The organism is Leptolyngbya sp. FACHB-1624 (genome assembly GCF_047649235.1).
Taxonomy (GTDB): domain Bacteria; phylum Cyanobacteriota; class Cyanobacteriia; order Leptolyngbyales; family Leptolyngbyaceae; genus Leptolyngbya; species Leptolyngbya boryana.
Window position 1 is genome coordinate 22977 of the sequence record NZ_CP180258.1, and the last position, 23285, is coordinate 46261.

A 23285-nucleotide genomic window follows, 5' to 3' on the forward strand; every position below is an offset into this window, starting at 1 on the left:
AAAACTGAGAACAGTGTTCTCAGTTGAGGCGTGACCAAAATGTTCGTGATTTTGGCTGTTTTGTCAGCTAAATGTACGAATTACGAATTGTGGAATTGGCAGGCAAAATGGCGGTGAGTCTCGAATGGGTCTTTGGAGGGGCGGCTTTCTTCGCCGCGATCGCAAATGGCGTTGGGTTTTGGTATTATTGGCGATCGTCTCGTGTCGAAAGTTCGGAACAAGAGTTGCAAGCCGCACTTTGGCGGCAATCGATCGCAGTTGAAGCTGCTTTAGATGGAATTGCGATTCTCAGCGATGCCGGAAAATTGCTGTATCTCAATGATGCTCATCTAGAAATGTTTGGCTACAGTCGGACAGAACTGATTGGGAAAAGTTGGAAAACGCTGTACTACCCCGAAGAAAGTCAGCGTATTGAGCGGGAAATTCGCCCGATTCTGCAACAGACAGGACAATGGCGCGGACAGGTGATCGCAAAGCGCAAAGACGGCAGTACTTTCTTTGAAGAAGTTTCCCTGACACAAACTGAAAAAGGGGTCGTTTCCGTCTGTCGAGATATTACTGAAACGAGACAGACTGAGATTCGCCTCAAAGTTCTAGAACGCGCGATTAGTGCGAGCAGTAACGGGATCATTATTACCGACCCAACTCAGTTGGATAATCCGATGATCTACGTCAATCCAGGATTTGAGCGAATGACAGGCTATGCTGCGGTCGATGTTCTTGGCAAAAATAGCCGCTTGCTGCAAGGCGCTGCAACAGAAAAGGATGCGCTCGAGCGGTTACGTCAAGCCTTTAAAGAAAACGAAGACTGTACGGTTACGCTTCGCAACTACCGGAAAGATGGAACCGTGTTTTGGAATGAGTTATCGATTTCACCGATTATGAATGAGCACGGACAGGTGACTCACTATATTGGAATTCAAACTGATGTAACCGAACGTATTCGCACAGAAGAAGCGCTGCAACTTCAGATCCAACGCGCTCATTTATTAAAGCAAATTACGCAAGAGATCCGCCAAAGCCTCGATACACAAGAGATTTTTCAAACCACTGTGACTCAGATTGGCAGAACGTTTGGGGTCGATCGCTGTTTGCTACATGCCTATATCGAGCGTGAAGAAGATGCGATCGCGTCCGGCTTTGCCATGTCTCAGCTCGATACAGTCTTTCCAAAAATTCCAGTGGTGGCGCAATATCTGGAGCGAGGCTGCGATTCCATGCAGGAGGTTGAAGTCCCAATTCAAGGCAATCCTCATACCCAGAAAGTTCTAAACTGCGATCGGGCAATTTCTTCCCCAGATGTGCAACGCGATCCATTGCTTCGCTCTACTCTACCGCTCTGTGAGCGCGCCCGCATCAAATCAATGCTTGCCGTTCGCACCTCTTATCAAGATGTCCCCAATGGGCTGATTTGCTTACATCAATGTGAAGGATTGCGCGCTTGGAAAGACGACGAAATTGAACTGCTCGAAGCCGTTGCCGACCAAGTTGGCATCGCGATCGAACAATCTCGACTCCTCAAACAAGAACGACTGCAACGGGAGCAACTCACGAAACAAAATTTAGCCCTAGAACAAGCGAAACAGATTGCCGAGACCGCAAACCGTGCAAAAAGTGAATTTCTAGCAACGGTGAGCCATGAGATTCGGACTCCGATGAATGCCGTCATTGGCTTGACGGGCTTACTGCTAGAGATGGAACTGACCGAGCAGCAGCGAGATTTTGTGGAAACGATTCGCAACAGTGGCGATTCTCTGCTGACGATTATCAATGACATTCTTGATTTCTCCAAGATCGAATCTGGCAAACTCGATTTTGAGCAACAGCCCTTTGATTTGAAAGCTTGCGTCACCGAATCGATCGACTTGCTGAGTCCTAAAGCGATCGAGAAAAACTTGACTTGCACTTATCAAATTGCACCCGATGTCCCCAAGATGGTCGTGGGAGATGTCACCCGCCTGCGCCAAATTCTCGTCAATCTGCTTAGTAACGCCGTTAAATTTACGCAGCAAGGTGAAATTACCGTTTCAGTCACACTTGCACCCCCTTGTAACATGGCATCTGTCTGCAAGACGACTAGAATCGTTCACTGTGCTCAACTTCCTAGTGAGCAATCGTTGGGATTGCAATTTGCCGTCAGGGATACAGGGATTGGCATTCCACCGGAGCGGATGACACGACTCTTTAAATCATTCAGCCAAGTCGATTCCTCAACCAGTCGTCAATATGGTGGAACGGGCTTAGGATTGGCAATTAGTCGGCGTTTGAGTGAAATGATGGGGGGATGTATCTGGGTCGAAAGCCAAGGTGCGATCGGAGGATGTCCTCCTCAAAACTTTGTTGCCACTCAACATTCATCTCAACCGGGTTCAACATTTTACTTCACGCTTTGCACACGTGCAGCTGACTCCAATGCAACTCAATTGATCGAGCCAATTGCCAATGTCGAATTCACGCAAGAATCTCCGCAGGTCACACCGCGATCTCAACCGCTGAGAATCCTGCTGGCAGAAGATAACGTCGTCAACCAGAAAGTGGCCTTACATTTACTATCCCGATTAGGATATCGCGCAGACGTTGCAGGCAATGGGCTAGAAGTCTTATCTGCTCTGGATCGTCAAGTCTATGATGTCATTCTCATGGATGTGCAAATGCCGGAAATGGACGGCCTAGAAGCGACCCGGAAGATTGTATCGGGTGCATTTCCAGTTCAGCCCTATATCATTGCCATGACCGCAAATGCGATGGAAGGCGATCGCCAACTCTGTCTAGATGCAGGAATGAATGATTATTTAAGCAAACCGATCCGGGTTGATGCGTTAAAATTTGTTCTCAGCAAGTGTATCCCTGTTGCACGATCAGTACTCAAGCGGAGCAATCTCGATTCCACAGAGTCTCCCCCTGCTTCTGTGCCATCCTCTCTCTCAATTGCTCCCTCAGATCCAAACCCTGATCCTGCTGTTCTGCTGTCTCGTGACTTGACCCACGATTCCGGATCGACTCTCTCTTCTGATTTGATCAATCAGTATCTTAGCGATACCCGACTTTGGGTTGCTCGGCTCCAGCAGGCCACTCAATCAACGGATGTGCGAACCCTACATCAGATGGTTCGCCGTTTGCGATCGAGCAGTCTGCGTGTTGGAGCAACGGCAATGGTTGAGCAGTGCGATACGTTGGAATCCTGCCTGAGTCTGGGAACGCTAGAACAGGTCGCTTTTCGAGTCCGCCAATTAGAAGCCGAGTACGATCGTGTCCAGGCTTCGCTACATTTGGAACTTCAGCAATGCCAGAAATGATGCCCTCTTTCCATAATCCCCCGCTAATCTTAGTCGCAGATGATGATAAAACCATGCGGCTCGGTGTGCGTCAAGCGATGGAGCAAGATGGCTATCAAGTAATTGAGGCACACGATGGCAATACCTGTCTGAGTGTGTTCGAGCGGGTTCGCCCGGATGTGGTCTTGCTCGATGCCATTATGCCTGCGATCGATGGCTTTACCTGCTGCCGTCGCATTCAAGAAATGAGTGGAATACGTCGTACTCCGGTTCTGATGATCACAGGACTGGAAGACCAAGATTCAGTGGATAAAGCCTTTTCAGTTGGAGCGGTTGATTACATCACGAAGCCGATTCACTGGGCAGTATTGCGGCAGCGCGTGAAACGATTGATTCAGCAAGTTCGCCTTTATCAACAGCTTGAGACGGCGAATCATGAACTGCAACGATTAGCCGCGATCGATAGCCTGACTCAGGTCGCAAATCGCCGCAGATTTGACGAGTATTTGCAGCAAGAATGGCAGCGAATGTTGCGCGAACAGTTGCCGTTGTCGTTGATTCTGTGCGATATCGATTGCTTTAAGCTTTATAACGATACGTATGGGCATCAAGCGGGCGATGATTGCTTACGCCAAGTCGCACAGGTCATTCAGAATGCGGCAAAAAGAGCGATCGATTTACCTGCCAGATACGGGGGTGAAGAATTTGCCGTCATTTTGCCTAATACGGATCAAGAAGGCGCAATTTTAGTTGCACAGGATATTCAGACCGGGGTGAAGAATTTGCAAATTTCTCACACGGCTTCCAAGGTCTGCGACACGGTGACAGTGAGCCTGGGAGTATCCAACACGATTCCGAGTGTGATTACGTCTCCAGAGTTGTTGATCAATGCAGCAGATAAAGCGTTGTATCAAGCAAAGGCGGAAGGACGCGATCGCTATTGCACATGTCTTAGCTAGAGCAGACTCAATCGGAACAAATTCAGAGTTAGGACGGTCTGAAGCTGTATTAGGGTGAAATTTATCTCAATACAGCTGTGGAAGCATGTGCGCATTTTCTAAAAATCTGCGTCTTGTTCGGCTCGACTTCGCTCCATCGTTCAAATTAGGGAACTTGGTGCAGTTAGAGCTGAACTGATTGAAAGCAATACATCTGTGAAAGTCTCCCTCGAAAAGTATACCAATGCAATCAATCTGAGTGTTCTTCTTAGCAGCAGACAGAGCATTTATGAAAAAAGACTACTACAACTTTCCGAAATCACCCGAGTGATGAGCGTAGTTATCTTCAGCCTTTAAGGTTAGGAATCTTCTTCAAACGTACAACTTATGTATGAAGATAACCGAACTTCAACGCTAAATATTTACGCCTATAACTTCTAATAGGAATGCTTTATTCAGTTAAAAACCTGACAGCATTCCTATTTTTTTGTTCCTTAAAAATTGTCATATTCTATTATGTGACAGTTGAAGAACAGACCATTATTCTAGATAATCTAAGCGCCCTAACGATACAAATTAGATATGAGAAATCGATACGGTTTGTACACGATAACTCACCGTTCCTCTAAAGACAAATCAGCAAATCAACCGCTTGTAAATAAAGACAAAAAGTTGCTGAGTTTCTAGGAACAAAAACACTCTTTCTTACGACTATTAAAGTAAGAAATCTGAGAAAAAAGCTCTCAATCAAATCTTCAGTTACTCTAGGATATAGTCATGAAACTCTCTCTTAAGTCGGTTGCAACTCTCTCTGCCCTTTCCGCGCTCGTTCTCTCGCCTTTGTTTGTTGCTGGTTCTGCTTCTGCTCAACCTGTTCGCTTCGATGGTAGCTACGTTGGTGCAGGGGTTGCAGCAGGTATCACCAATGGTGGACGTGATAATGATGCAGCCACATTCGGAGGTAATATTCAAGGACGATTTGCAGTTCCGAATGCTCCTGTTTCTGTTCGCGGCTCTGTCTTGTTTAATGGCAACAACAGTGTGATCATTCCTTCCTTAACTTACGACCTTCCTGTTGCTAAAAACACAAACGTTTATGCTGGCGCAGGCTACGGTTTCGTTCAGAAAGATGGTCAAGCTTCTCAAATGGGGAACAAAGATGCAGCCGTTCTTTCTGTAGGTGTTGAATCGGAAGTTACGAGAGGCGTAGTTGTCTACAGTGATGCAAAATATGGCATCAATGCTTATCAAGGAAGTGGCGCTGGTTCATTGAGCTTACAGGGTGGCGTTGGGATTAGATTCTAATTGCAATTCTGCAATCTCAATCTGTTTGTCTCTCTGATCTAAAAATTAGCTCCTAGCAATGCTAGGGGCTTTTTTATTAGCCCTAAGAAAGAGGGTGTTTTAAAACTGCTTCGTCAATATAAAGACAGAGATTTGAAAAAGTTTTTAATTAGAGGATGGTATGACTAATTCTGCCAAAGAAAAAATTTCAACAGATTTGCAACAAGCCAAAGAAGTTGGACAACTGCGTGCTGATCGGATTCGGGAAATCATGCGCAACGCGATCGCTCAGGTCATGTCAGAACTGAAATCCGGTACAGGAGATATTCGATCGCTGGTGAAAGACGCCTTCTCCAGTGCTGCAAGCAGCCTGCAAGAAAGCGGAACTCAAGTCAAAGAAGACATTACTGCATCTGTTGAAGGCGTGATTGAAGGGATTAGTCGCACTCGGCAGCAGCAAATTGCAGAAACCGAAGCTCAAGTGAAGCAATTACAATCGCAATTATCCGAGCAAGAAGAGGAACTTGAGCAAGAAGTAGAAGCGGGAATGCATGGACTGAAAGACGCAGCGAAAGATATGTCAGCCGAAGTTCGAGAGCAGATTGAACAAACCATTGAATCGATTCGCAATAGCGAGGAAGCGACTTTGTTGAAGAGACGATATGCTCAGGTTCAAGCGCAATTGGCAATTCTCAGAGCAAACTTGGCAGCGCGGACAGAAGATTATCACGATCGGGCACAAGCTCATCTCGATGAAGCGAGAGAGTGGTACGACAAAGCACGCCCGCAAGCTGAAGCTGCAAAGACTCAAGCTGATCAGAAGATGGCTCAGCTAGACCAAAAAATGGGAGAGGCAGGAATAGCTTTGGCTCAGAAGGAACGGCAAGTCAAGCAGTTGCTGAAAGATCTTCTGAAACAGGCAACGGATATGGTGAAGGATGCGAGTGAATCTCGCAAAGCCCCCAAATCTTCAGAACCAAAATTGCCCCCGACTCAAATCGAAATCGAGGACAGTAAAATTCGTTAGAACCGTTGTGAGATTTAGTTTCGGCTTTACTCAATCCGCGACGCTCTTAGAGTTATAGGTTGAGCGGAGCCGAGACGCATTCTTCCGGTTGCTTGCTGTGATTGATCCAGCACGATCGAGCAGCCCGATCGTGCATTCATTTAAGATCGTCTTGTTTGCTCGATTGCATCTTCTGCACGTTTCGCATCTTCTGCTTTGCCCTGCTCCTCAAACAGTGTTTTAGCGCGTTCAAATGCCTCGATCGCGTCTCTTGGAAAATCACGCGCCTTCAACGCAGTGCCTAACTGGAAATAGGCACTGGCATTATTTGGATCTAGCTTGATGACTTCTCGAAATACCATAATCGACCGCATCGTTTCTTTCTGTTCTAAAGCTGTTTCTGCTAGAGCAAATTGTGCTTCAACAGAATTTGGATCCAAATTGACCGATCGCTGAAACGCGGCTAAAGCTGCTGCATTATTCCCGACTTCCCGAAGAATCTTGCCGATTTGAAGATGCAGCTTTGAATTATTCGGATCTAATCTGACCGCCCGATTGAATGCAGTCAAAGCAGCCGTCGAATCTCCCTTACTTAACAAAGCAATCCCTATACCAATTTGAGTACTGGTTCGTCTTGGATCAAGCTGAGCTGCCCTTTGAAGTGTAGCGATTCCTTGATCAATCTGCCCTTGTTGAATCTGGATTAGCCCCATTGATTCTTGTGCATCTACATTTCGACTATTGAGCCTTATAGCCTGCTGATAGGCTGCCAAAGCTTGCGACAAATTCCCCTGACGTGCGAGTACCGTTCCTAAACCCAAAAACGCGTTGACATTGCGAGCGTCTAATTCTGTCGCCCGACGATAAGCAGTTGCCGCCGCACTATCATTGCCCAAATTCGCCAGGCTAAATCCCAATGCATAAACAAAATCTGCATTTGCAGGTTCTAGCGTAATTGCCTGCTGATAAGCATCTGCGGCTTCCTGAAACTTTCCTTGCTGAGCGTAAATGTAACCCATGCCAGAAAAGATTCGAGCATTACGATTATCGATCGACGAAGCTCGCTGAAAGGCATCGATCGCCTCAGTCCACTTCTTTTGATCGACTAACTCTCGCCCTTGTTCGAGGAGCTTATCGAGTTCAGTATCTTGAGACTGGGCAAACGCCAACGAAGGCATCAATCCTGCCCAAAGCAAGACAGTCAGTGGCAATATTGATCGACGAATTCGAGTCATTGTGAGCATACGAGAATCTATAAAACAATTACGAGGAACGTCAAGTCGATCAGAAACTAGCGTGTTCAGATGTTCGATGAAACATTGCAATTTCGATGAAACATTGCAATTATCTGCGAGCACTTCTATCAAAGGGCAGTATTCACCTGGATAAATTCTATGATCTTACCTACACCAGATGTGCTTAAAAATCTAGTGATCGGATCATACCTTGCGATTGTCACAGCTGACATCGGGTACGCGATAAATGCGTGAAACACCCTCTTGATGGTATTCAAAGACTGATAGGAAAAGGACTACAAGCTACAAATGCAGATTTGCACAAGAACACCCACCCTAGACAGGTAGAACTTCAGCAGTAGGCAAAACTCTAGCTACACCTGCTGTAATAGGGTATCAAGATCGATACTGAGACGATTTATCTTGTTCAATCTGGCGTTTTTTTCTGATCACTGCAGTGTGGACTACCGTAAAAATTTGCTGATCCCGCAGAATTTCTTTCTAATGATGGATCAAGGTCATCTCACTCTCGATAGAGTGATTTCCATTGAGCAGCCCATATAGTCTTAGGCAAGAGTAATTTCTTTGCAAATGACTATTTTGTTCGAGGAGCAAATTTACAATGGCATATACTAATCGTCCTGTAACTGAAGCGGCTGTCATTCCTGTAGCGGCTGATTATCATGATCGGGTTCGTTGGGGTCCGATTCTCGCTGGCTTATTCGTCGCGCTAGTTTCGCAGTTAATTTTGAGTGCACTGGGTGCAGCAATTGGGGCAACCTCGATCGCAAATTCGGGCGCACCCCGCTCTGACGCAGGTGGAGTTGGTACAGCAGTTGGCATCTGGGCAACGATTAGCTTACTGATTTCTCTGTTTATTGGAAGCTGGATTATGGCACGGGCTTGCGGTCCGATGACCCGAAGTACGGCTTTGCTGAATGGGGCAATTCTTTGGGCAACGACCCTAGCGTTGAGTGCTTTTCTTTTAGCGAGTGGTGTATCAGGCGCGTTTGGCTTAGCAGCTACAACAGCGGCAAATGTTGCAGGGGCGGCTTTGCCTCAAACTGGAGTGCCGAATGTCGATCCAAATGCAGCGCCCAATATCAGCGCTCAAGATGCCCGAAATATCGCAGGTACGACTGCAACCGCAGGTTGGTCATTTGTGATTGGTTCACTTTTGGGCTTAGCGGCATCTCTTGCAGGCGCAGCAACCGGCACTCGCAGACCGCGGGCTGCTTATGTTGAACCAGGTCGTGTCGCGCAGTAATTGTCGCAACAGCGATCGTTGAAAACCCCTCACAGCAGTTAGGGGTTTTTATTTTGGATTTTGGATAAAAAGTACAAGTCAGAAAATAGAATAGTGTGGAACAGGAAAATTGCCTTTAAAACATTAAAGGGGTGTCTCATCAACACCCCTAAAATATTAAACGGGCTAGGAGGGATTCGAACCCCCGACACCGTGGTCCGTAGCCACGTGCTCTAGTCCACTGAGCTACAAGCCCTTGTCAGCACTTATTCAATATACAACAATCTGCTCCAAATGACAAAAAATTCTGAAAATTCCTCAACACTTTCTCATCTTGATGCTCAAGGACAAGCGCAGATGGTTGATGTATCAGCTAAATCTGCAACGATAAGACAAGCAACAGCGATCGCGCGGGTGCGGATGAAGCCCGAAACTTTACTGGCGATCGAGTCGGGTAATAGTCCGAAAGGGGATGTTCTAAGCACAGCCCGAATCGCCGGAATCATGGCAGCGAAGCAAACATCCAATTTAATTCCACTGTGTCACCCACTCCCGATTCAAAAAGTCGAAGTCAATATTATTGCCGTGCCCGAACTTCCCGGATTTGAGATTCAAGCCACTGTGAAAATCAAAGCAGAGACGGGCGTTGAAATGGAGGCTTTGACAGCAGCCTCTATTGCGGCTTTGACGCTCTATGACATGGCGAAAGCGCTCGAGAAATCCATTACGATCGAACAAATTTGCTTGCTGAGCAAAACGGGAGGAAAATCGGGAGATTATCAGCAATCACCAAACCCGTAATTCCTCTTAAATTTTTTGTAAAGCGGGAACTATTTGAAGGCGTTCCCCGTGAAATTGCTTATACTCAGGAAATGCTCCCTTGACATCGCCCCCTCATTTTTCCATTGGCAAATCCAAGGTGGTATTCCCGCAATGAATGAACCGAACGAATTAGAACTGACTGAATCGCTCTTTAATGCGATCGCACAAGCTTTAGAGGCGTGTTGCCACTCCGGACATTTATCGGCAGATGAATACATCTCACTGCTTGACTCTGTATGGTTTACGCTCGACTTCGGCACGCGTCGTCCGAGATGAATCATCAGCCAGGTTGCGGCTCTGCTCAACGTGCAATTCTAAAATTTCTGCGAGTTCAGCGAAACCCAAGCCCGGATCTCACGATCAGTTGAATTGAGTTCTCTTATATTAAGGTGGATTTTGAATTGCAGAATTGATAGGGACAGGACGATTGCTGAAGCCGTCCTTCCTCAATCCAAAATTCACCATTAAAAAAGCGCGGCTAAGCCGCGCATATTTGAGATCCTACAATGAGAGATGAGGGAGACACTTTATCTCAGATAACTTGCTTCTGCTTCCAACATCCGCAGCAGAGCTTGATCGCCACGTGCTCTTGCGGCTTCCATGCGGCGTTGTAGATTTCGTTGTAAGTTTTCGCGGTGAACGCGGGTAACTTCGGCTGCGTGAAGACGATTTCTATTCATATGTAGGGTTCCTAGAGGTTAGTTTTTCTTATCACCATGATTTGATATTAGCATTGGCAAATTAAAACGGTAGCTTATGCTACTAAAAATTCATACTTGAGATGTAGTTTTTTGACAAAACAGATGATTGTTACCCTGATGACAGACTTTGGATTAAGTGATGCTTATGTCGGAGTGATGAAAGGTACGATCGCTCAAATTAATCCAAGGCTGCAAACTATTGACCTTACGCATCAAATTCCTCCGCAAGATATTACTTCTGCCCGTTTTCAACTTATGACTGCCTATCCGTATTTTCCGGACGGGACAGTTCATGTTGTCGTGGTTGATCCAAGCGTGGGCAGTTCGCGCAGAGCGATCGCAGTGCAGCTGAAAGCTGGATTTGTGGTTGCGCCAGATAATGGTTTGGTGAGCGGCATCTTAGAACATGCAGTGGCAGCGGTCGAGTTAACGAATCGAAAATATTGGCGATCGCAAACTCCCAGCGCAACATTCCACGGGCGCGATATCTTTGCCCCGGTTGGAGCACACCTTGCAAGTGGCGTTCCCTTGAAAGAGTTAGGGGATGAAATTGATTTGAATTCGATCATCAAATTGCCAATTCCTGATGCGATCGCAACCGAGAACGGCATTCAAGGAGTAATTCAGGCGATCGATCATTTCGGCAATTTGATCACCAATATTCCGGGGGAAAGGTTTTTCAATTGCTCTTGGTCAGTTCAGATTCATCAATCGATTTATGCAGGTCATACAACCTATGCTGATGCGAAAGTTGGCGAGATCATCGGACTGATTGGAAGTCACGGTTGGGTTGAAATTGCGATGAATCATGGCAATGCTCAGAGCTATTTGAAATTGGGGATTGGAACGTCGATCGTGACTGTTATTCAGTCAAATTAGTCCGAAAACTTCAAGACTTCTGAGAGGATGTTTTAAAAGACAATTGAGGCTGTAAAAAAGCTCTCCGGTCATAAGCTGTAAATACGTAAAAGCACAGCACCGAGAGAGCTACATGAGTAAATCGTATCCCAGTAACCTCACTCCTGCCCAATATGAATTGTTGAGCGACCTGCTACCTGATGCAAAACCAGGGGGACGACCGCGAGAAGTAGACTTATGGGACATTCTCAATGCAATTTTTTATGTTTTAGTCGAAGGAGTGCGGTGGCGAGCGTTACCTGGAGATTTTCCAGCTTGGCAAACGGTCTACACTTACTTTCGTAATTGGCGTAAGGATGGAACCTGGTTGAGCATTCACGACCGTCTCTATCGCTGCATCCGCATCGAAGTCGGGCGCTCTCCGAGCCCATCTGAAGCAATTGTCGATAGCCAAAGCGTGAAAAGTGCGGCAGGAGTGCATGCAGCAATCGGATTTGATGCAGGTAAGGTGATCAAAGGGCGCAAGCGATTCATCACGGTCGATACGCTGGGATTGATCTTACGGGTCTTTGTCACTGCTGCCAGCACCCCAGAACGCGCCGGCGGCAAAACTGTTCTCCAGCGGGTGCGACAACGCGGGAAAGCCGTGTCTCGTCTACACACGATTTGGGTGGATGGCGGCTTCGATGGCTTTCCCTTTATGCACTGGGTGGTCACCATCTGTCGTTGGATTGTCCAAGTGGTCTTACGCCCGGAACAAACCAAAGGCTTTGTCCTGCTCAAAAAGCGATGGGTGGTGGAACGAACTCTGGGCTGGCTGATGCACTGTCGTCGCTTAGTTCGGGATTATGAGTTACTTCCAGAAACTTCAGAGACTTGGATTTACTTAGCAATGATTCGGATCATGGTTAGGAGATTGGCATAAAATTTGACCGACTCCGACTTTTAAAACACCCTCTGAGTTCACCATCCAATCATTGAAAGAACCATGAAGCGTTGAAGGCTTGTAGATTGTTCAAATCACCGCTATTTAAATTTACCGATCGCCCGAACCAACGGCTCAAAAACCTCGATCAACTCTTTGCGACTCACGACTAACGTGGGATACGATCGTGCTCCATAATCTTTCCCAACCTCTAACGGAAAAATCGGGGTTAACTCTAGCGGATACCAAACGGCTCCTGATGCTTGCACGATCGCCCAAACCGCCGCAATATCCCAAATTTTTGGAGTCGCCTCAACTCCGCCCATTGTTGACCCCGCCGCAACGGTCAGCAAATTGTAAGTCGCTACTCCCAACATCCGAATTTTCGCAGGAAACGGCTGCTGCAAAACCGAAGTACTTCTTGCACAGAGATTAAAAAAGTGATTCTTCGTTAAAGCTTCTTGGCTCGATCGAATCGGTTTGCCATTGAGAAAAGCCCCCGACGGCATCTCTAGCCCTGATTCACCCTGCCAATATCCATAAAAAGACTGCCCCAATGGGGGCAAATGTACCAATCCAAAAACCGGAGTGCCCTGATAAAGCAATCCGATCGAGATTCCCCACAGCGGCAACCCTCGTGCAAAATTCGTTGTGCCATCGACTGGATCAATAATCCAGCACCATTCTCGATCGGGAAAAATATGCTCCACTTCTTCACTCAAAACCCCATGATCAGGGAAAACTTGAGCGATCGCGCTGCGAATCCGTTCATCTGCCCACTGATCCGATTGAGTCACCACACTGCCATCAGCTTTTTCGACCGCTTGAGCTTGTCCAAAATCCTTAAGCAATTGCGCGCCAACTTCTGTAGTAATTTGCTGAGCAAAAGAGAGAACTGTATTCCAAAATTCAGACATATCGAAATCCTAAAGCAGTGCAGGAGATAGGGAGCGGGGAGCCTTCTTCCATCATCCTGCAAAATGCTCCTTCATCTTTTCATCCCTCAAACTCAGACGCTCAACCTCAGAACGGGCTATCTTCTCAAGCTACGTTGCCATAAGGAAATCAACGACTGCGCCTGATCGTAAGCATTTGTGCCAAGTGGAATTCTTTGTGCGATCGCGATCGCGCCCGCCGGATCTACACTCGCTTGTGACATTGCCGTTTGCAGCAATTGCTGACTCAGATCATTCATCAACGTCTGAGCTTCTGGGCGGAGTGGGCTAGCTATGGGTACAGTATCTGCAATCTGAATTCCTTCTGTGACCGAATCAACCGTACCACCATTCGCCGCCGCTCTTGCTTTCTGCAACGTGAGTACAGCATCCCCACCCTGTAGCGGAGTTGCTGAATCAGGGACAGGACTAGACACAGGTTGAGCCAACGCCTGTTCGCGCTCGCGAATGGCTTGAAGTTGCTGAGCATACTGACCGCGTTTATCGGCTGCTTCTGCACCGAGCGATCGCCGGGAAGAAATGCGACCCAGCAAATCGATCGCTTGTTGCAACGATCCTGCATCGCCTCGACTCGCAATTTGCTCTGCTTGCTGAATGAGGGGACGATCCTCTTGATCTTGCATCTCGCTGGTAATTCGCTGGATCAACTGGCGAGCTTCCCGAGACTTCGGATTAGAACTAGAAACCTGAGATGCAGCATCAATCGCCGCTTGCAAATCTTCAGGTCGGTTGGATTGCGCAAGCTGCTGTGCTCGATTCAATTGCGCCATATCTCCTTTTTCTGCTTGCCAACGCGCAATTAACCGCTGCGCTTTTCCAAAAGTCGGACGATCTGCACCAATTTTCTGCGCTTGGGCGGTCGCGGCATCATAGTCTTCGGGCAAACCATTGCCGATTCGATTGATCGCACTTGCTAATGTTTCGTAGTCTTCGATCTCTTGCTTCAAATTTGCAGCTTCTGGAATTTGCCGAATAATGTCTAATGCAGCCGTTGTGTCTCTACGATCGAGTGCTGCATCAGCTAACGCCAACATCTTCTTCCCAGCATCGACCAGGGTTTCCTGCGCACCTTGGTAGACATAGCTCTTATTGTTGATGCTAGCCAGCAGTTTGATTGCTTCTTGAAAATTCTGTATCCCGCCGGACTCGATCAAACTTTTTGCTTTCGTAATCTTGCTGATGTCGTCGCGGGTTGCAGCAATGATGCCGCTAATCTCTTGGTATTTTGTAGTTTGCCAGAAGGTATTGTCGATCGACAATAACCGTCCTGCTTCTGTCATTGCTAACCGCCAATTTTGCTGCCGTAGCGCTTCTTCAGCTTTGCGGTAAAGCGTTTCAGCAGATGACCAAATACTCTGCCATTTTTTAATTCGCTCTTCGACTTGAGTATGGGCAGTCCCAACTCTTGGAACCCTTCTTGCTGTTTTAATGGCAGCATCGAGTTTTCCAGCTTGGAATGACTCTTCACTCAAGTCCAAAATCTCTTGTGCCCAAGCTTCAATCAACCGAGTCGCTTCTGCATAAAGCGGATGATCGGAGGGAAGATTTTTGACAAGCTCGATCGCTTCTAATAAATCATTTGGAGTCCGCTTATTTGCTGCGAGCTGAGCACAATGGAGTCTTAGAGAAGCTGAAGCGAGCGGCCAGAAAATTGAAGGACAATTGGGAACGGCAGGAAGCTTGAACAAAAATGCGAGCGAGAGCGCAGTTGTGCCCCCTGTGATTGCGAGTGACAATGCGATCATTGCCCGCCAATCACTAAATAGCCAGGTTCGCGCTTGATTGAGGCGATCGAGCACAGCAGCCAACTTAGTCGGAGACTCTTTCGGGGAAGGGAGTTCTTGAACCGCTTGGGTCGATCGCGAAGAAGCTGCCACGCTTCGGTGAGACGGCGATGACTTACGGTTCCGACGATTAGGAATGCCGCGTTCTCTGGTCATAGGTGAGTGTAAAACTGCAAGAGAGCGATCGATACAAATTGAGAGATCGCAATAGAAGCCATCCTACTCCTCAATGAGGGGAAAAGACCATCTAGCTTCTGCGAGTTAATCATCTTTTCACCAAATTTTCAAGCTATCCGGGATCAGTCCTGGCAGATTCACTGATCTGCGATTCCCGCTTCTCGATATGATCAGATTCGCATATTTACATCGGATTAGACCTCATGGAACTGCAAGGAAAAGTCGCGATCGTCACGGGCGCATCACGAGGAATCGGACGGGCGACCGCATTGGCATTGGCAGAAGAAGGCGCAACAGTCGTTGTGAATTACGCGAGTTCTAGTGGTGCAGCAGATGCAGTGGTAGCAGAAATTGTTGGAAACGGCGGAAGTGCGATCGCGCTGCAAGCCGACGTGTCGAAAGCAGATCAAGTCGATGCCTTAATCAATTCCACCATGGAGAAATACGGCAGAATTGATGTCTTGGTCAATAATGCAGGCATTACACGCGACACGTTGCTGCTAAGAATGAAGCCTGAAGAGTGGCAAGCCGTCATCGATTTGAATTTGACGGGCGTATTTCTCTGCACGAGAGCCGTGAGCAAAACTATGTTGAAGCAGCGGAGCGGCAGAATTGTAAATATTACTTCTGTGGCTGGACTAATGGGCAACCCGGGTCAAGCGAATTACAGTGCAGCAAAAGCGGGTGTTATTGGATTTACAAAAACCGTTGCGAAAGAGTTAGCAAGTCGCGGAATTACCGTCAATGCGGTTGCACCGGGATTCATTGAGACAGATATGACCCATGATCTGAAAGCGGATGAAATTCTCAAATTCATCCCGCTCAATCGCTATGGCAAACCCGAAGAAGTGGCAGGACTGATTCGCTTTTTGGCAGCGTCTCCCGCGGCTGCCTATATCACCGGACAAGTCATGAATGTCGATGGTGGAATGGTGATGGCTTAGTTGAATGCAAAAACCTCGCTCACGAATCGCAACTTTGAGCGAGGTTTATTGTTGTACTGAATTGCAAATGTCTGGGTTAGCGCAATCGGTTGAAATCGCAAAATCGAATCGTAGAGTGATTGAACCAAAAATGGGCAAGTTCGCGATCCGCCTATTTTGGTTTCACCACTAAGACAGAACACGGTGCATCTTCTACAATCTGACTGCTAACAGAGCCAAGCAAAATTCGCTTCATCCCAGTCAAACCTCGACTTCCCAGCACAATCAGATCCGCGTGATGAATCTTTGCGAGCCTCAAAATTTCTTCGGCAGGATCACCCGTGACAATTTCAACTTCGCTCTTACAAGCCAGCGAGTGTTGATAGGTTTGTAACTGCTTTTCAATTTCAGCGTAGGGAAAGCTTTCTAAATCAGCGCTCGGTCGATCGACGACGATATCCACTTCAGATTGATTCGTTGGCACAACATGCGACAACACAACTTTCGATCGCGGTTCGAGTTTCAACTCCTCAACTGTATTGAGCACCTGTCTCGCAGAAGACTCTGCGACATCGATCGCGACTAATACCGTATTTAGCATCAGGTCTGCCTCCCATAGAGCGCCACACTTTGACTGTAGCGCTCTATCTTTAGAGTTCTAAAAACTACCGGAATCCCTTAATCTTCAATCGAGTATTTCTACGGTTCAGGATTGAGCAGCGAATCTTTGCGAACTCGGATCGAGTTTGCATGAGAGTGTAAGCCCTCAGCCGTCGCTAAGATATCGACTGCGCTCGCAACCTTTTGCAGCGCGATCGGCGAATACTGAATCACACTTGAGTGTTTCAAAAACGTTTCCACACCCAGCGGCGAAGCATATCGAGCCGATCCAGACGTTGGCAATGTGTGATTAGGTCCTGCCAAATAATCTCCGACTGCCTCAGGAGTCGAATCTCCTAAGAAAATCGCTCCAGCATGACGGATATTTTGCATCAACTCCCAAGGATCAGCGACTTCGAGTTCTAAGTGTTCTGGCGCGAACTCGTTAGAAAGCTCGGCTGCCGCTTCTAAGGTTTCTACAACAATAATCAAGCCGTAATGCGCGATCGCTTTTTCGGTCAAGGTTCGACGCGGATGATCGACTAACTGCTGCTCAACTTCATCCACAACCTTCCGCGCCAAAATCGCATCGGTTGTAATCAGAATCGAGGCTGCCATTGCATCATGTTCCGCCTGCGCCAACATATCCGCTGCCACATGAGTCGGGTTTGCGGTGTGATCGGCAATGATCAACACTTCAGACGGGCCTGCTAGAGAATCGATGCCAACGGTTCCGTAAACTAATTTTTTTGCCAAGGTCACATAGATATTGCCGGGACCTGTGATCACATCGACTTTCGGAATCGTCTCCGTCCCATACGCCAAAGCACCAACGGCTTGCGCTCCACCTACCCGATAGATATCTGTCACTCCTGCTTCTTGAGCCGCAACCAGAACGGCTGGATTGATGGCTTTATCTTTTCCAGGTGGAGTCACCATGACGATCTTGGGCACTTGCGCCACGATCGCGGGAACCGCATTCATCAAAACCGTACTTGGATACGACGCTTTTCCGCCTGGAACATACAACCCGGCGCGATCGACCGGAGTGTAGCGTTTCCCCAGAACAACATCATCGTCGCCAAAATGCACCCAGCTTTTCGGCACACGCTGACGGTGAAAGGCTTCGATTTGTTTGCGGGCAAGGCGAATTGCATCAATCAGCTCACCAGAGACTTGGCTATAAGCAGCTTCAAGTTCTAGGGGGCTAACTTTTAATTCTTCAGGAGCCAATTCTTGTTGGTCAAACTCTAAGGTATATGCCAAAAGCGCACGATCACCTTGACGTTTGACAGCTTGCAGTACCTCCCGGACTGTCGCTTCTTTGTGTACAACTTGATCGTCATGAGTGCGATCGCAAATGCGTCGCAGTTCAGATGTTGCCTCAGACCACTGAGTAATGATTCGCAGCATGGAGTTAGGAAGTGTCAGTCTCTAAAAGAACCCGTCCGAGATATGCAGGGCTTGAACGATTCTAACGGTCTTGACCCGAATTGGGGAGCGTTTGTCGTTTCTTTATCTAGCTTAACCTGGATTTCTGAAGGAATACACAGATCGAGCGATCCTGATGTTATAGTATTTTATCTGACTATTTTTCTGTCCATCTAGAACAAGCTTTCTAAGACTCACCGTGGCAAACATCAAATCTGCTAAGAAGCGCGTCCAAGTTGCAGAGCGTAATCGCCTGCGTAATAAATCCTATAAATCAGCGGTAAAAACCCTGATGAAGAAGTATTTTGCGGCTGTCGATCAGCTTGCCGCAAATCCGTCAGATTCGGAAGCTAAGAAAGCAGTCGATGAGGCAATGTCGGCAGCTTACAGCAAGATCGATAAGGCTGTAAAACGTGGAGTTCTCCATCGCAACACTGGCGCACGTCGCAAAGCTCGGTTGAGCCGCGTGCTGAAGCAAAAGACCGCAGTCGCTTCGTAATTCATCTCTGAATGCAACTGATCGATACTCACGTTCATATTAATTTCGACGCATTCGAGCCTGACTTGGATGCGATCGCTGAGCGTTGGCGTGAAGCAGGCGTGGTTCGATTAGTCCATTCCTGCGTGGAACCGTCGGAATTTCCGCAAATTCAGAATCTAGCAAATCGTTTTCCCGAACTCTCGTTTGCGGTCGGTCTTCATCCGCTCGATGTCGAGGAGTTATGGTCGGCGAATTCAGAACAGGAAATTCTCACCCTGGCGCAATCGGATTCGCGGGTTGTGGCGATCGGGGAAACCGGGCTAGATTTTTTCAAAGCAGAAAATCGATCTGAGCAGATTGCAGCATTTCGGACACAGTTAGCGATCGCGAAGCAGTTAGATCTGCCCGTGATTATTCACTGTCGAGACGCGGCTGAAACGATGGCAGAAGTGGTGCAAGACTTTTGGCGCGAGCAAGAACAAGTCAAAGGCGTGATGCACTGCTGGGGCGGGACTCCAGCAGAAACTCAGTGGTTTCTGGATTTAGGCTTTTATGTCAGCTTCAGCGGTACAGTTACGTTTAAGAACGCGAAGCAAATCCATGAATCCGCCAAACTTGTTCCGAGCGATCGCATCTTAGTCGAAACCGACTGTCCGTTTTTGGCTCCGGTTCCAAAACGGGGGGAGCGGCGGAATGAACCATCCTATGTTCAGTACGTGGCTCAACACGTCGCAGCACTCCGTGACGTTTCGATCGAGCAGCTTGCAAAACAGACGACAGAAAATGCTTGCCGACTGTTCGGGCTGACGATTTCTGAATCGCTTGCTCCGAATTGAGCAGCGATCTCTAATCGACGTGGGAGGTATGCAGTTTCAGCCGCATCCGCTAAGCCTGCATCTCACAAGTTCCTCGAATCGTCAAGGCACAAAATGAAAAACTTGCGCCATAATGAGAAGAGTGCGAAAATTACTAGGCTAATTTTCATTGACTTGTTGAATTCAGCTTTTCGGGGTTGAATTCTATGAGCTTTTCGCACCGCCAACGAATCAAGGCTACGCGGCTCACCTTTTTCGTTCCACCTTCATTGGCAACCTTGGAGGCTTAACTGGCTAACTCACCCGTTTCTCAACGTCCAACAATCTAATATTCCGTTGTTTTGGGGTTCTTTAGAAGCCCAAACTTTTTGCATTGACATATTTTTGCAATTACCGTAAAATCTGGGATTCGCGATCGCAGCGCGACCCTGCAGAGGAGACGCATGACTGAGCAGCAGACCTATACCACTCCCGCCTTCGTACTACCGGATTTAGTTGAAATCCAGCGGGCAAGCTTCCGTTGGTTTCTCGAAGAAGGGCTTATCGAAGAACTCGACAGCTTTTCACCGATTACTGATTACACCGGGAAGCTAGAACTTCATTTTATCGGCAAAAACTTCAAACTGAAACGTCCGAAGTATGATGTCGATGAAGCTAAGCGTCGAGACAGCACTTACGCCGTTCAGATGTATGTCCCCACTCGCCTCATCAACAAAGAGACTGGGGAAATCAAAGAACAGGAAGTGTTTATTGGTGACTTGCCGCTGATGACCGATCGCGGAACGTTCATCATCAACGGTGCGGAACGTGTGATCGTGAATCAGATCGTTCGTAGCCCTGGCGTCTATTACAAATCAGAAACCGATAAGAATGGTCGTCGGACTTACAATGCGAGTCTGATTCCCAACCGAGGCGCATGGTTGAAGTTTGAAACCGATAAGAACGACTTGGTTTGGGTACGGATCGATAAAACTCGGAAACTGTCGGCGCAAGTGCTCCTCAAAGCGTTGGGTCTGACCGATAACGAGATTTTTGATTCGCTGAGACATCCGGAGTATTTCCAGAAAACGATCGAGAAAGAAGGTCAGTACGGCGAAGAAGAAGCGTTGATGGAGCTTTACCGGAAATTGCGTCCGGGTGAGCCTCCGACCGTTTCAGGTGGAGCACAACTTTTAGAGTCGAGATTCTTTGACCCCAAACGCTACGACTTGGGCAAAGTGGGTCGCTATAAGTTGAACAAAAAATTGCGCCTGAACGTACCGGAAGCGACCAGAGTTCTGACTCCGCAAGATATCTTGTCGGCGATCGACTATCTGATCAACCTGGAATTCGATATCGGCATGATCGACGATATTGACCACTTGGGAAATCGTCGCGTTCGTTCGGTTGGTGAATTGCTGCAAAACCAGGTGCGAGTTGGGCTGAACCGTTTAGAAAGAATCATTCGGGAACGGATGACTGTTTCTGATTCGGATTCATTAACTCCTGCATCTTTGGTCAACCCGAAACCGTTGGTCGCTGCAATCAAAGAGTTCTTTGGTTCGTCGCAGCTATCGCAGTTCATGGATCAAACCAATCCTCTCGCCGAGCTGACCCACAAACGCCGGATCAGCGCACTCGGTCCAGGTGGCCTGACTCGTGAGCGTGCAGGTTTCGCGGTGCGTGATATTCACCCATCGCACTATGGACGGATCTGCCCGATCGAGACTCCTGAAGGTCCGAACGCGGGTCTGATTGGTTCACTTGCAACTCACGCACGCGTTAATCCGTACGGATTTATCGAAACGCCTTATTACAAGGTGGAAAACGGTCGGGTTCGCAAAGACTTGCCAGCCGTCTATATGACCGCGGACGAAGAAGACGATCTGCGGGTGGCAGCAGGTGACATCAACACCGACGAAGACAACAACATCATTGGAGAATCGATCGCAGTTCGATATCGCCAAGACTTTACGACTGCTGCACCTGAAGAAGTGGACTATGTTGCCGTTTCTCCGGTACAGATCATCTCGGTTGCAACTTCGCTGATTCCATTCCTGGAACACGATGACGCGAACCGGGCATTGATGGGATCGAACATGCAACGTCAGGCAGTTCCTCTGCTGCGTCCAGAACGTCCTTTAGTGGGAACTGGATTAGAAGCACAGGCAGCGCGTGACTCTGGGATGGTCGTCGTCAGCCGAACTGATGGTGAAGTGACTTATGTCGATGCGACAACGCTGCGCGTGAAAGATGCTGCAACTGGTAAAGAAATTGAATACCAGATGCAGAAGTATCAGCGATCGAACCAAGATACCTGCTTAAACCAACGCCCGATCGTCTTTGTCGGCGATAAGGTGAGAGCTGGGGAAATTTTGGCAGACGGTTCTGCGACTGAGCGAGGCGAATTAGCGCTAGGTCAAAACATCCTAGTCGCCTACATGCCTTGGGAAGGCTACAACTATGAGGATGCGATTCTAATTAGTGAACGCCTCGTTTACGACGACGTTTATACCTCAATTCACATTGAGAAATATGAAATTGAAGCGCGTCAAACCAAGTTAGGGCCGGAAGAAATCACGCGTGAAATTCCCAACGTTGGGGAAGATTCTCTGCGTCAACTGGATGAAAACGGCATTATCCGAATTGGAGCCTATGTCGAAGCGGGCGATATCCTCGTCGGTAAAGTGACTCCGAAAGGGGAATCTGATCAGCCTCCTGAAGAAAAACTCCTGAGAGCGATCTTCGGTGAAAAGGCGCGCGATGTAAGAGACAACTCTTTGCGTGTACCAAACGGTGAGAAAGGTCGGATCGTTGACGTGCGGGTGTTTACTCGTGAGCAAGGAGACGAATTGCCGCCGGGTGCAAACATGGTTGTTCGGGTTTATGTCGCTCAGAAACGGAAGATCCAAGTCGGCGACAAAATGGCGGGGCGACATGGAAATAAAGGGATTATTTCGCGGATTTTACCGATCGAAGATATGCCCTATCTTCCCGATGGCACACCCGTTGACATCGTTCTGAATCCACTCGGTGTACCGAGCCGGATGAACGTGGGTCAGGTCTATGAATGCCTCTTAGGCTGGGCAGCTCAGTGTCTGGAAGCTCGATTCAAAATCGTGCCATTTGATGAAATGCACGGCGAAGAAAAATCGCGTGAATCGGTGCATGGCAAATTGCAGGAAGCTCAGGACACGCGGATCAAAGCAACCGCAGATGGTTACTGGCTCTACAATCCAGACGATCCAGGTAAGATTCAGGTCTATGACGGACGAACGGGTGAAGCCTTCGATCGACCGATCACAATCGGTAAAGCTTACATGCTGAAACTGGTTCACTTGGTTGACGACAAGATCCACGCGCGATCGACTGGTCCGTACTCGCTCGTTACTCAGCAACCGTTGGGTGGAAAAGCGCAGCAGGGTGGACAGCGATTCGGAGAAATGGAAGTGTGGGCGCTCGAAGCATTTGGAGCTGCTTACACCCTGCAAGAATTGCTGACAGTGAAATCCGACGACATGCAAGGGCGAAATGAAGCGCTCAATGCGATCGTTAAAGGTAAAGCCATTCCGCGACCTGGAACACCGGAATCCTTTAAGGTCTTGATGCGCGAGTTGCAATCTCTCTGTCTTGATGTGGCAGTCCACAAGGTTGAGACCAAAGACGATGGAAGCAGCCGAGATATGGAAGTTGATTTAATGGCGGATGTCAATAGCCGTCGCGCGCCGTCGCGTCCAACTTATGAGTCGATTTCGCGTGAATCGCTGGAAGAGGACGACGATTAAGCCTAGAAGTTAGAACGCTGTAAATTAGCATCTATCCTTATCCAGGCAAGATGTCGCCTTCACA

At 47.9% G+C, this 23285-nt stretch carries 19 protein-coding genes and 1 tRNA gene; 13 read left to right on the forward strand and 7 right to left on the reverse strand.

Annotation, left to right across the window (positions count from 1 at the left end):
• The first annotated feature begins 71 nt into the window (after nucleotides 1-71).
• The 4 genes from ACMUEV_RS00095 (at nucleotide 72) to ACMUEV_RS00110 (ending at nucleotide 6524) form a co-directional block, all read left to right on the forward strand.
• Entirely contained in the window at nucleotides 72-3296 is a 3225-nt protein-coding gene (locus ACMUEV_RS00095) for a PAS domain S-box protein (RefSeq protein WP_190652536.1), read from the forward strand.
• Complete coding sequence (locus ACMUEV_RS00100) at nucleotides 3284-4234, forward strand: response regulator (RefSeq protein WP_017291384.1); 951 nt, start codon at nucleotides 3284-3286, stop codon at nucleotides 4232-4234. Before ACMUEV_RS00095 ends, ACMUEV_RS00100 begins: the two co-directional genes overlap by 13 nt.
• Before the next feature lie 756 nt (nucleotides 4235-4990).
• Complete coding sequence (locus tag ACMUEV_RS00105; RefSeq protein WP_190652537.1) at nucleotides 4991-5518, forward strand: outer membrane beta-barrel protein; 528 nt, start codon at nucleotides 4991-4993, stop codon at nucleotides 5516-5518.
• Nucleotides 5519-5678: 160 nt separating this feature from the next.
• The gene (locus ACMUEV_RS00110) at nucleotides 5679-6524 is read left to right on the forward strand and encodes a hypothetical protein (RefSeq protein ID WP_017291382.1); all 846 of its coding nucleotides are present in this window, start codon (nucleotides 5679-5681) and stop codon (nucleotides 6522-6524) included.
• A 140-nt stretch (nucleotides 6525-6664) separates the two neighbouring features.
• Here the strand turns inward: ACMUEV_RS00110 and ACMUEV_RS00115 are convergent, their stop codons facing one another.
• The gene (locus tag ACMUEV_RS00115) at nucleotides 6665-7738 is read right to left on the reverse strand and encodes a tetratricopeptide repeat protein (protein WP_026149033.1); all 1074 of its coding nucleotides are present in this window, start codon (nucleotides 7736-7738) and stop codon (nucleotides 6665-6667) included.
• A 622-nt stretch (nucleotides 7739-8360) separates the two neighbouring features.
• Here ACMUEV_RS00115 and ACMUEV_RS00120 point away from each other — a divergent pair.
• Nucleotides 8361-9005, forward strand: coding sequence for a hypothetical protein (locus ACMUEV_RS00120; RefSeq protein ID WP_017291380.1), 645 nt, complete (start codon nucleotides 8361-8363; stop codon nucleotides 9003-9005).
• Between the two features lie 161 nt (nucleotides 9006-9166).
• On the opposite strand, the gene ACMUEV_RS00125 is transcribed toward ACMUEV_RS00120, so the two are convergent.
• Nucleotides 9167-9240 (reverse strand) — tRNA-Arg (locus ACMUEV_RS00125).
• A 38-nt stretch (nucleotides 9241-9278) separates the two neighbouring features.
• On the opposite strand from ACMUEV_RS00125, the gene moaC reads away from it, so the two are divergent.
• Nucleotides 9279-9785, forward strand: coding sequence for a cyclic pyranopterin monophosphate synthase MoaC (gene moaC, locus ACMUEV_RS00130; protein WP_017291379.1), 507 nt, complete (start codon nucleotides 9279-9281; stop codon nucleotides 9783-9785).
• A gap of 132 nt (nucleotides 9786-9917) precedes the next feature.
• The gene (locus ACMUEV_RS00135) at nucleotides 9918-10082 is read left to right on the forward strand and encodes a hypothetical protein (RefSeq protein WP_154660841.1); all 165 of its coding nucleotides are present in this window, start codon (nucleotides 9918-9920) and stop codon (nucleotides 10080-10082) included.
• A 251-nt stretch (nucleotides 10083-10333) separates the two neighbouring features.
• On the opposite strand, the gene ACMUEV_RS00140 is transcribed toward ACMUEV_RS00135, so the two are convergent.
• Complete coding sequence (locus ACMUEV_RS00140; protein WP_017291378.1) at nucleotides 10334-10486, reverse strand: hypothetical protein; 153 nt, start codon at nucleotides 10484-10486, stop codon at nucleotides 10334-10336.
• Between the two features lie 123 nt (nucleotides 10487-10609).
• Here ACMUEV_RS00140 and ACMUEV_RS00145 point away from each other — a divergent pair, with 123 nt between their 5' ends.
• Together ACMUEV_RS00145 and ACMUEV_RS00150 are read left to right on the forward strand one after the other, a co-directional pair.
• A complete protein-coding gene (locus tag ACMUEV_RS00145) occupies nucleotides 10610-11386 on the forward strand; it encodes an S-adenosyl-l-methionine hydroxide adenosyltransferase family protein (RefSeq protein ID WP_190652538.1) in 777 nt (258 codons plus the stop codon).
• A gap of 112 nt (nucleotides 11387-11498) precedes the next feature.
• Nucleotides 11499-12290 carry an IS5 family transposase gene (locus tag ACMUEV_RS00150; RefSeq protein ID WP_415354614.1) on the forward strand — a complete coding sequence of 264 codons (792 nt, stop codon included), beginning with the start codon at nucleotides 11499-11501 and terminating at the stop codon, nucleotides 12288-12290.
• 101 nt (nucleotides 12291-12391) lie between these two features.
• Here the strand turns inward: ACMUEV_RS00150 and ACMUEV_RS00155 are convergent, their stop codons facing one another.
• Nucleotides 12392-13207, reverse strand: a complete 816-nt coding sequence (locus tag ACMUEV_RS00155; protein WP_190652622.1) for an inositol monophosphatase family protein — start codon at nucleotides 13205-13207, stop codon at nucleotides 12392-12394.
• A gap of 116 nt (nucleotides 13208-13323) precedes the next feature.
• Nucleotides 13324-15186, reverse strand: coding sequence for a chromosome segregation ATPase (locus ACMUEV_RS00160; protein WP_190652621.1), 1863 nt, complete (start codon nucleotides 15184-15186; stop codon nucleotides 13324-13326).
• Nucleotides 15187-15410: 224 nt separating this feature from the next.
• On the opposite strand from ACMUEV_RS00160, the gene fabG reads away from it, so the two are divergent.
• The gene (gene fabG / locus ACMUEV_RS00165; RefSeq protein WP_190652620.1) at nucleotides 15411-16151 is read left to right on the forward strand and encodes a 3-oxoacyl-[acyl-carrier-protein] reductase; all 741 of its coding nucleotides are present in this window, start codon (nucleotides 15411-15413) and stop codon (nucleotides 16149-16151) included.
• Nucleotides 16152-16302: 151 nt separating this feature from the next.
• On the opposite strand, the gene ACMUEV_RS00170 is transcribed toward fabG, so the two are convergent.
• Entirely contained in the window at nucleotides 16303-16731 is a 429-nt protein-coding gene (locus tag ACMUEV_RS00170; RefSeq protein WP_017291372.1) for a universal stress protein, read from the reverse strand.
• Between the two features lie 98 nt (nucleotides 16732-16829).
• Nucleotides 16830-18143, reverse strand: a complete 1314-nt coding sequence (gene hisD, locus ACMUEV_RS00175; protein WP_017291371.1) for a histidinol dehydrogenase — start codon at nucleotides 18141-18143, stop codon at nucleotides 16830-16832.
• Between the two features lie 217 nt (nucleotides 18144-18360).
• Between hisD and rpsT the strand changes: the two genes are divergently transcribed.
• The 3 genes from rpsT to rpoB all read left to right on the forward strand — a co-directional run bounded on the left by rpsT (nucleotide 18361) and on the right by rpoB (nucleotide 23221).
• The gene (gene rpsT / locus ACMUEV_RS00180; RefSeq protein ID WP_017291370.1) at nucleotides 18361-18660 is read left to right on the forward strand and encodes a 30S ribosomal protein S20; all 300 of its coding nucleotides are present in this window, start codon (nucleotides 18361-18363) and stop codon (nucleotides 18658-18660) included.
• A gap of 11 nt (nucleotides 18661-18671) precedes the next feature.
• Complete coding sequence (locus ACMUEV_RS00185; RefSeq protein WP_190652619.1) at nucleotides 18672-19478, forward strand: TatD family hydrolase; 807 nt, start codon at nucleotides 18672-18674, stop codon at nucleotides 19476-19478.
• Nucleotides 19479-19900: 422 nt separating this feature from the next.
• Nucleotides 19901-23221 carry a DNA-directed RNA polymerase subunit beta gene (rpoB, locus tag ACMUEV_RS00190; protein ID WP_017291368.1) on the forward strand — a complete coding sequence of 1107 codons (3321 nt, stop codon included), beginning with the start codon at nucleotides 19901-19903 and terminating at the stop codon, nucleotides 23219-23221.
• Nucleotides 23222-23285: the final 64 nt, after the last annotated feature.

Coding starts and splice junctions, on each gene's coding strand:
- rpoB (WP_017291368.1), top strand. CDS start 19,901: ATGACTGAGCAGCAGACCTATACCACTCCCGCCTTCGTACTACCGGAT.
- ACMUEV_RS00155 (WP_190652622.1), bottom strand. CDS start 13,207: ATGTCTGAATTTTGGAATACAGTTCTCTCTTTTGCTCAGCAAATTACT.
- fabG (WP_190652620.1), top strand. CDS start 15,411: ATGGAACTGCAAGGAAAAGTCGCGATCGTCACGGGCGCATCACGAGGA.
- ACMUEV_RS00170 (WP_017291372.1), bottom strand. CDS start 16,731: ATGCTAAATACGGTATTAGTCGCGATCGATGTCGCAGAGTCTTCTGCG.
- ACMUEV_RS00160 (WP_190652621.1), bottom strand. CDS start 15,186: ATGACCAGAGAACGCGGCATTCCTAATCGTCGGAACCGTAAGTCATCG.
- ACMUEV_RS00135 (WP_154660841.1), top strand. CDS start 9,918: ATGAATGAACCGAACGAATTAGAACTGACTGAATCGCTCTTTAATGCG.
- moaC (WP_017291379.1), top strand. CDS start 9,279: ATGACAAAAAATTCTGAAAATTCCTCAACACTTTCTCATCTTGATGCT.
- ACMUEV_RS00110 (WP_017291382.1), top strand. CDS start 5,679: ATGACTAATTCTGCCAAAGAAAAAATTTCAACAGATTTGCAACAAGCC.
- ACMUEV_RS00100 (WP_017291384.1), top strand. CDS start 3,284: ATGCCAGAAATGATGCCCTCTTTCCATAATCCCCCGCTAATCTTAGTC.
- ACMUEV_RS00115 (WP_026149033.1), bottom strand. CDS start 7,738: ATGACTCGAATTCGTCGATCAATATTGCCACTGACTGTCTTGCTTTGG.
- hisD (WP_017291371.1), bottom strand. CDS start 18,143: ATGCTGCGAATCATTACTCAGTGGTCTGAGGCAACATCTGAACTGCGA.
- ACMUEV_RS00185 (WP_190652619.1), top strand. CDS start 18,672: ATGCAACTGATCGATACTCACGTTCATATTAATTTCGACGCATTCGAG.
- ACMUEV_RS00150 (WP_415354614.1), top strand. CDS start 11,499: ATGAGTAAATCGTATCCCAGTAACCTCACTCCTGCCCAATATGAATTG.
- ACMUEV_RS00120 (WP_017291380.1), top strand. CDS start 8,361: ATGGCATATACTAATCGTCCTGTAACTGAAGCGGCTGTCATTCCTGTA.
- ACMUEV_RS00105 (WP_190652537.1), top strand. CDS start 4,991: ATGAAACTCTCTCTTAAGTCGGTTGCAACTCTCTCTGCCCTTTCCGCG.
- ACMUEV_RS00140 (WP_017291378.1), bottom strand. CDS start 10,486: ATGAATAGAAATCGTCTTCACGCAGCCGAAGTTACCCGCGTTCACCGC.
- ACMUEV_RS00145 (WP_190652538.1), top strand. CDS start 10,610: ATGATTGTTACCCTGATGACAGACTTTGGATTAAGTGATGCTTATGTC.
- ACMUEV_RS00095 (WP_190652536.1), top strand. CDS start 72: ATGTACGAATTACGAATTGTGGAATTGGCAGGCAAAATGGCGGTGAGT.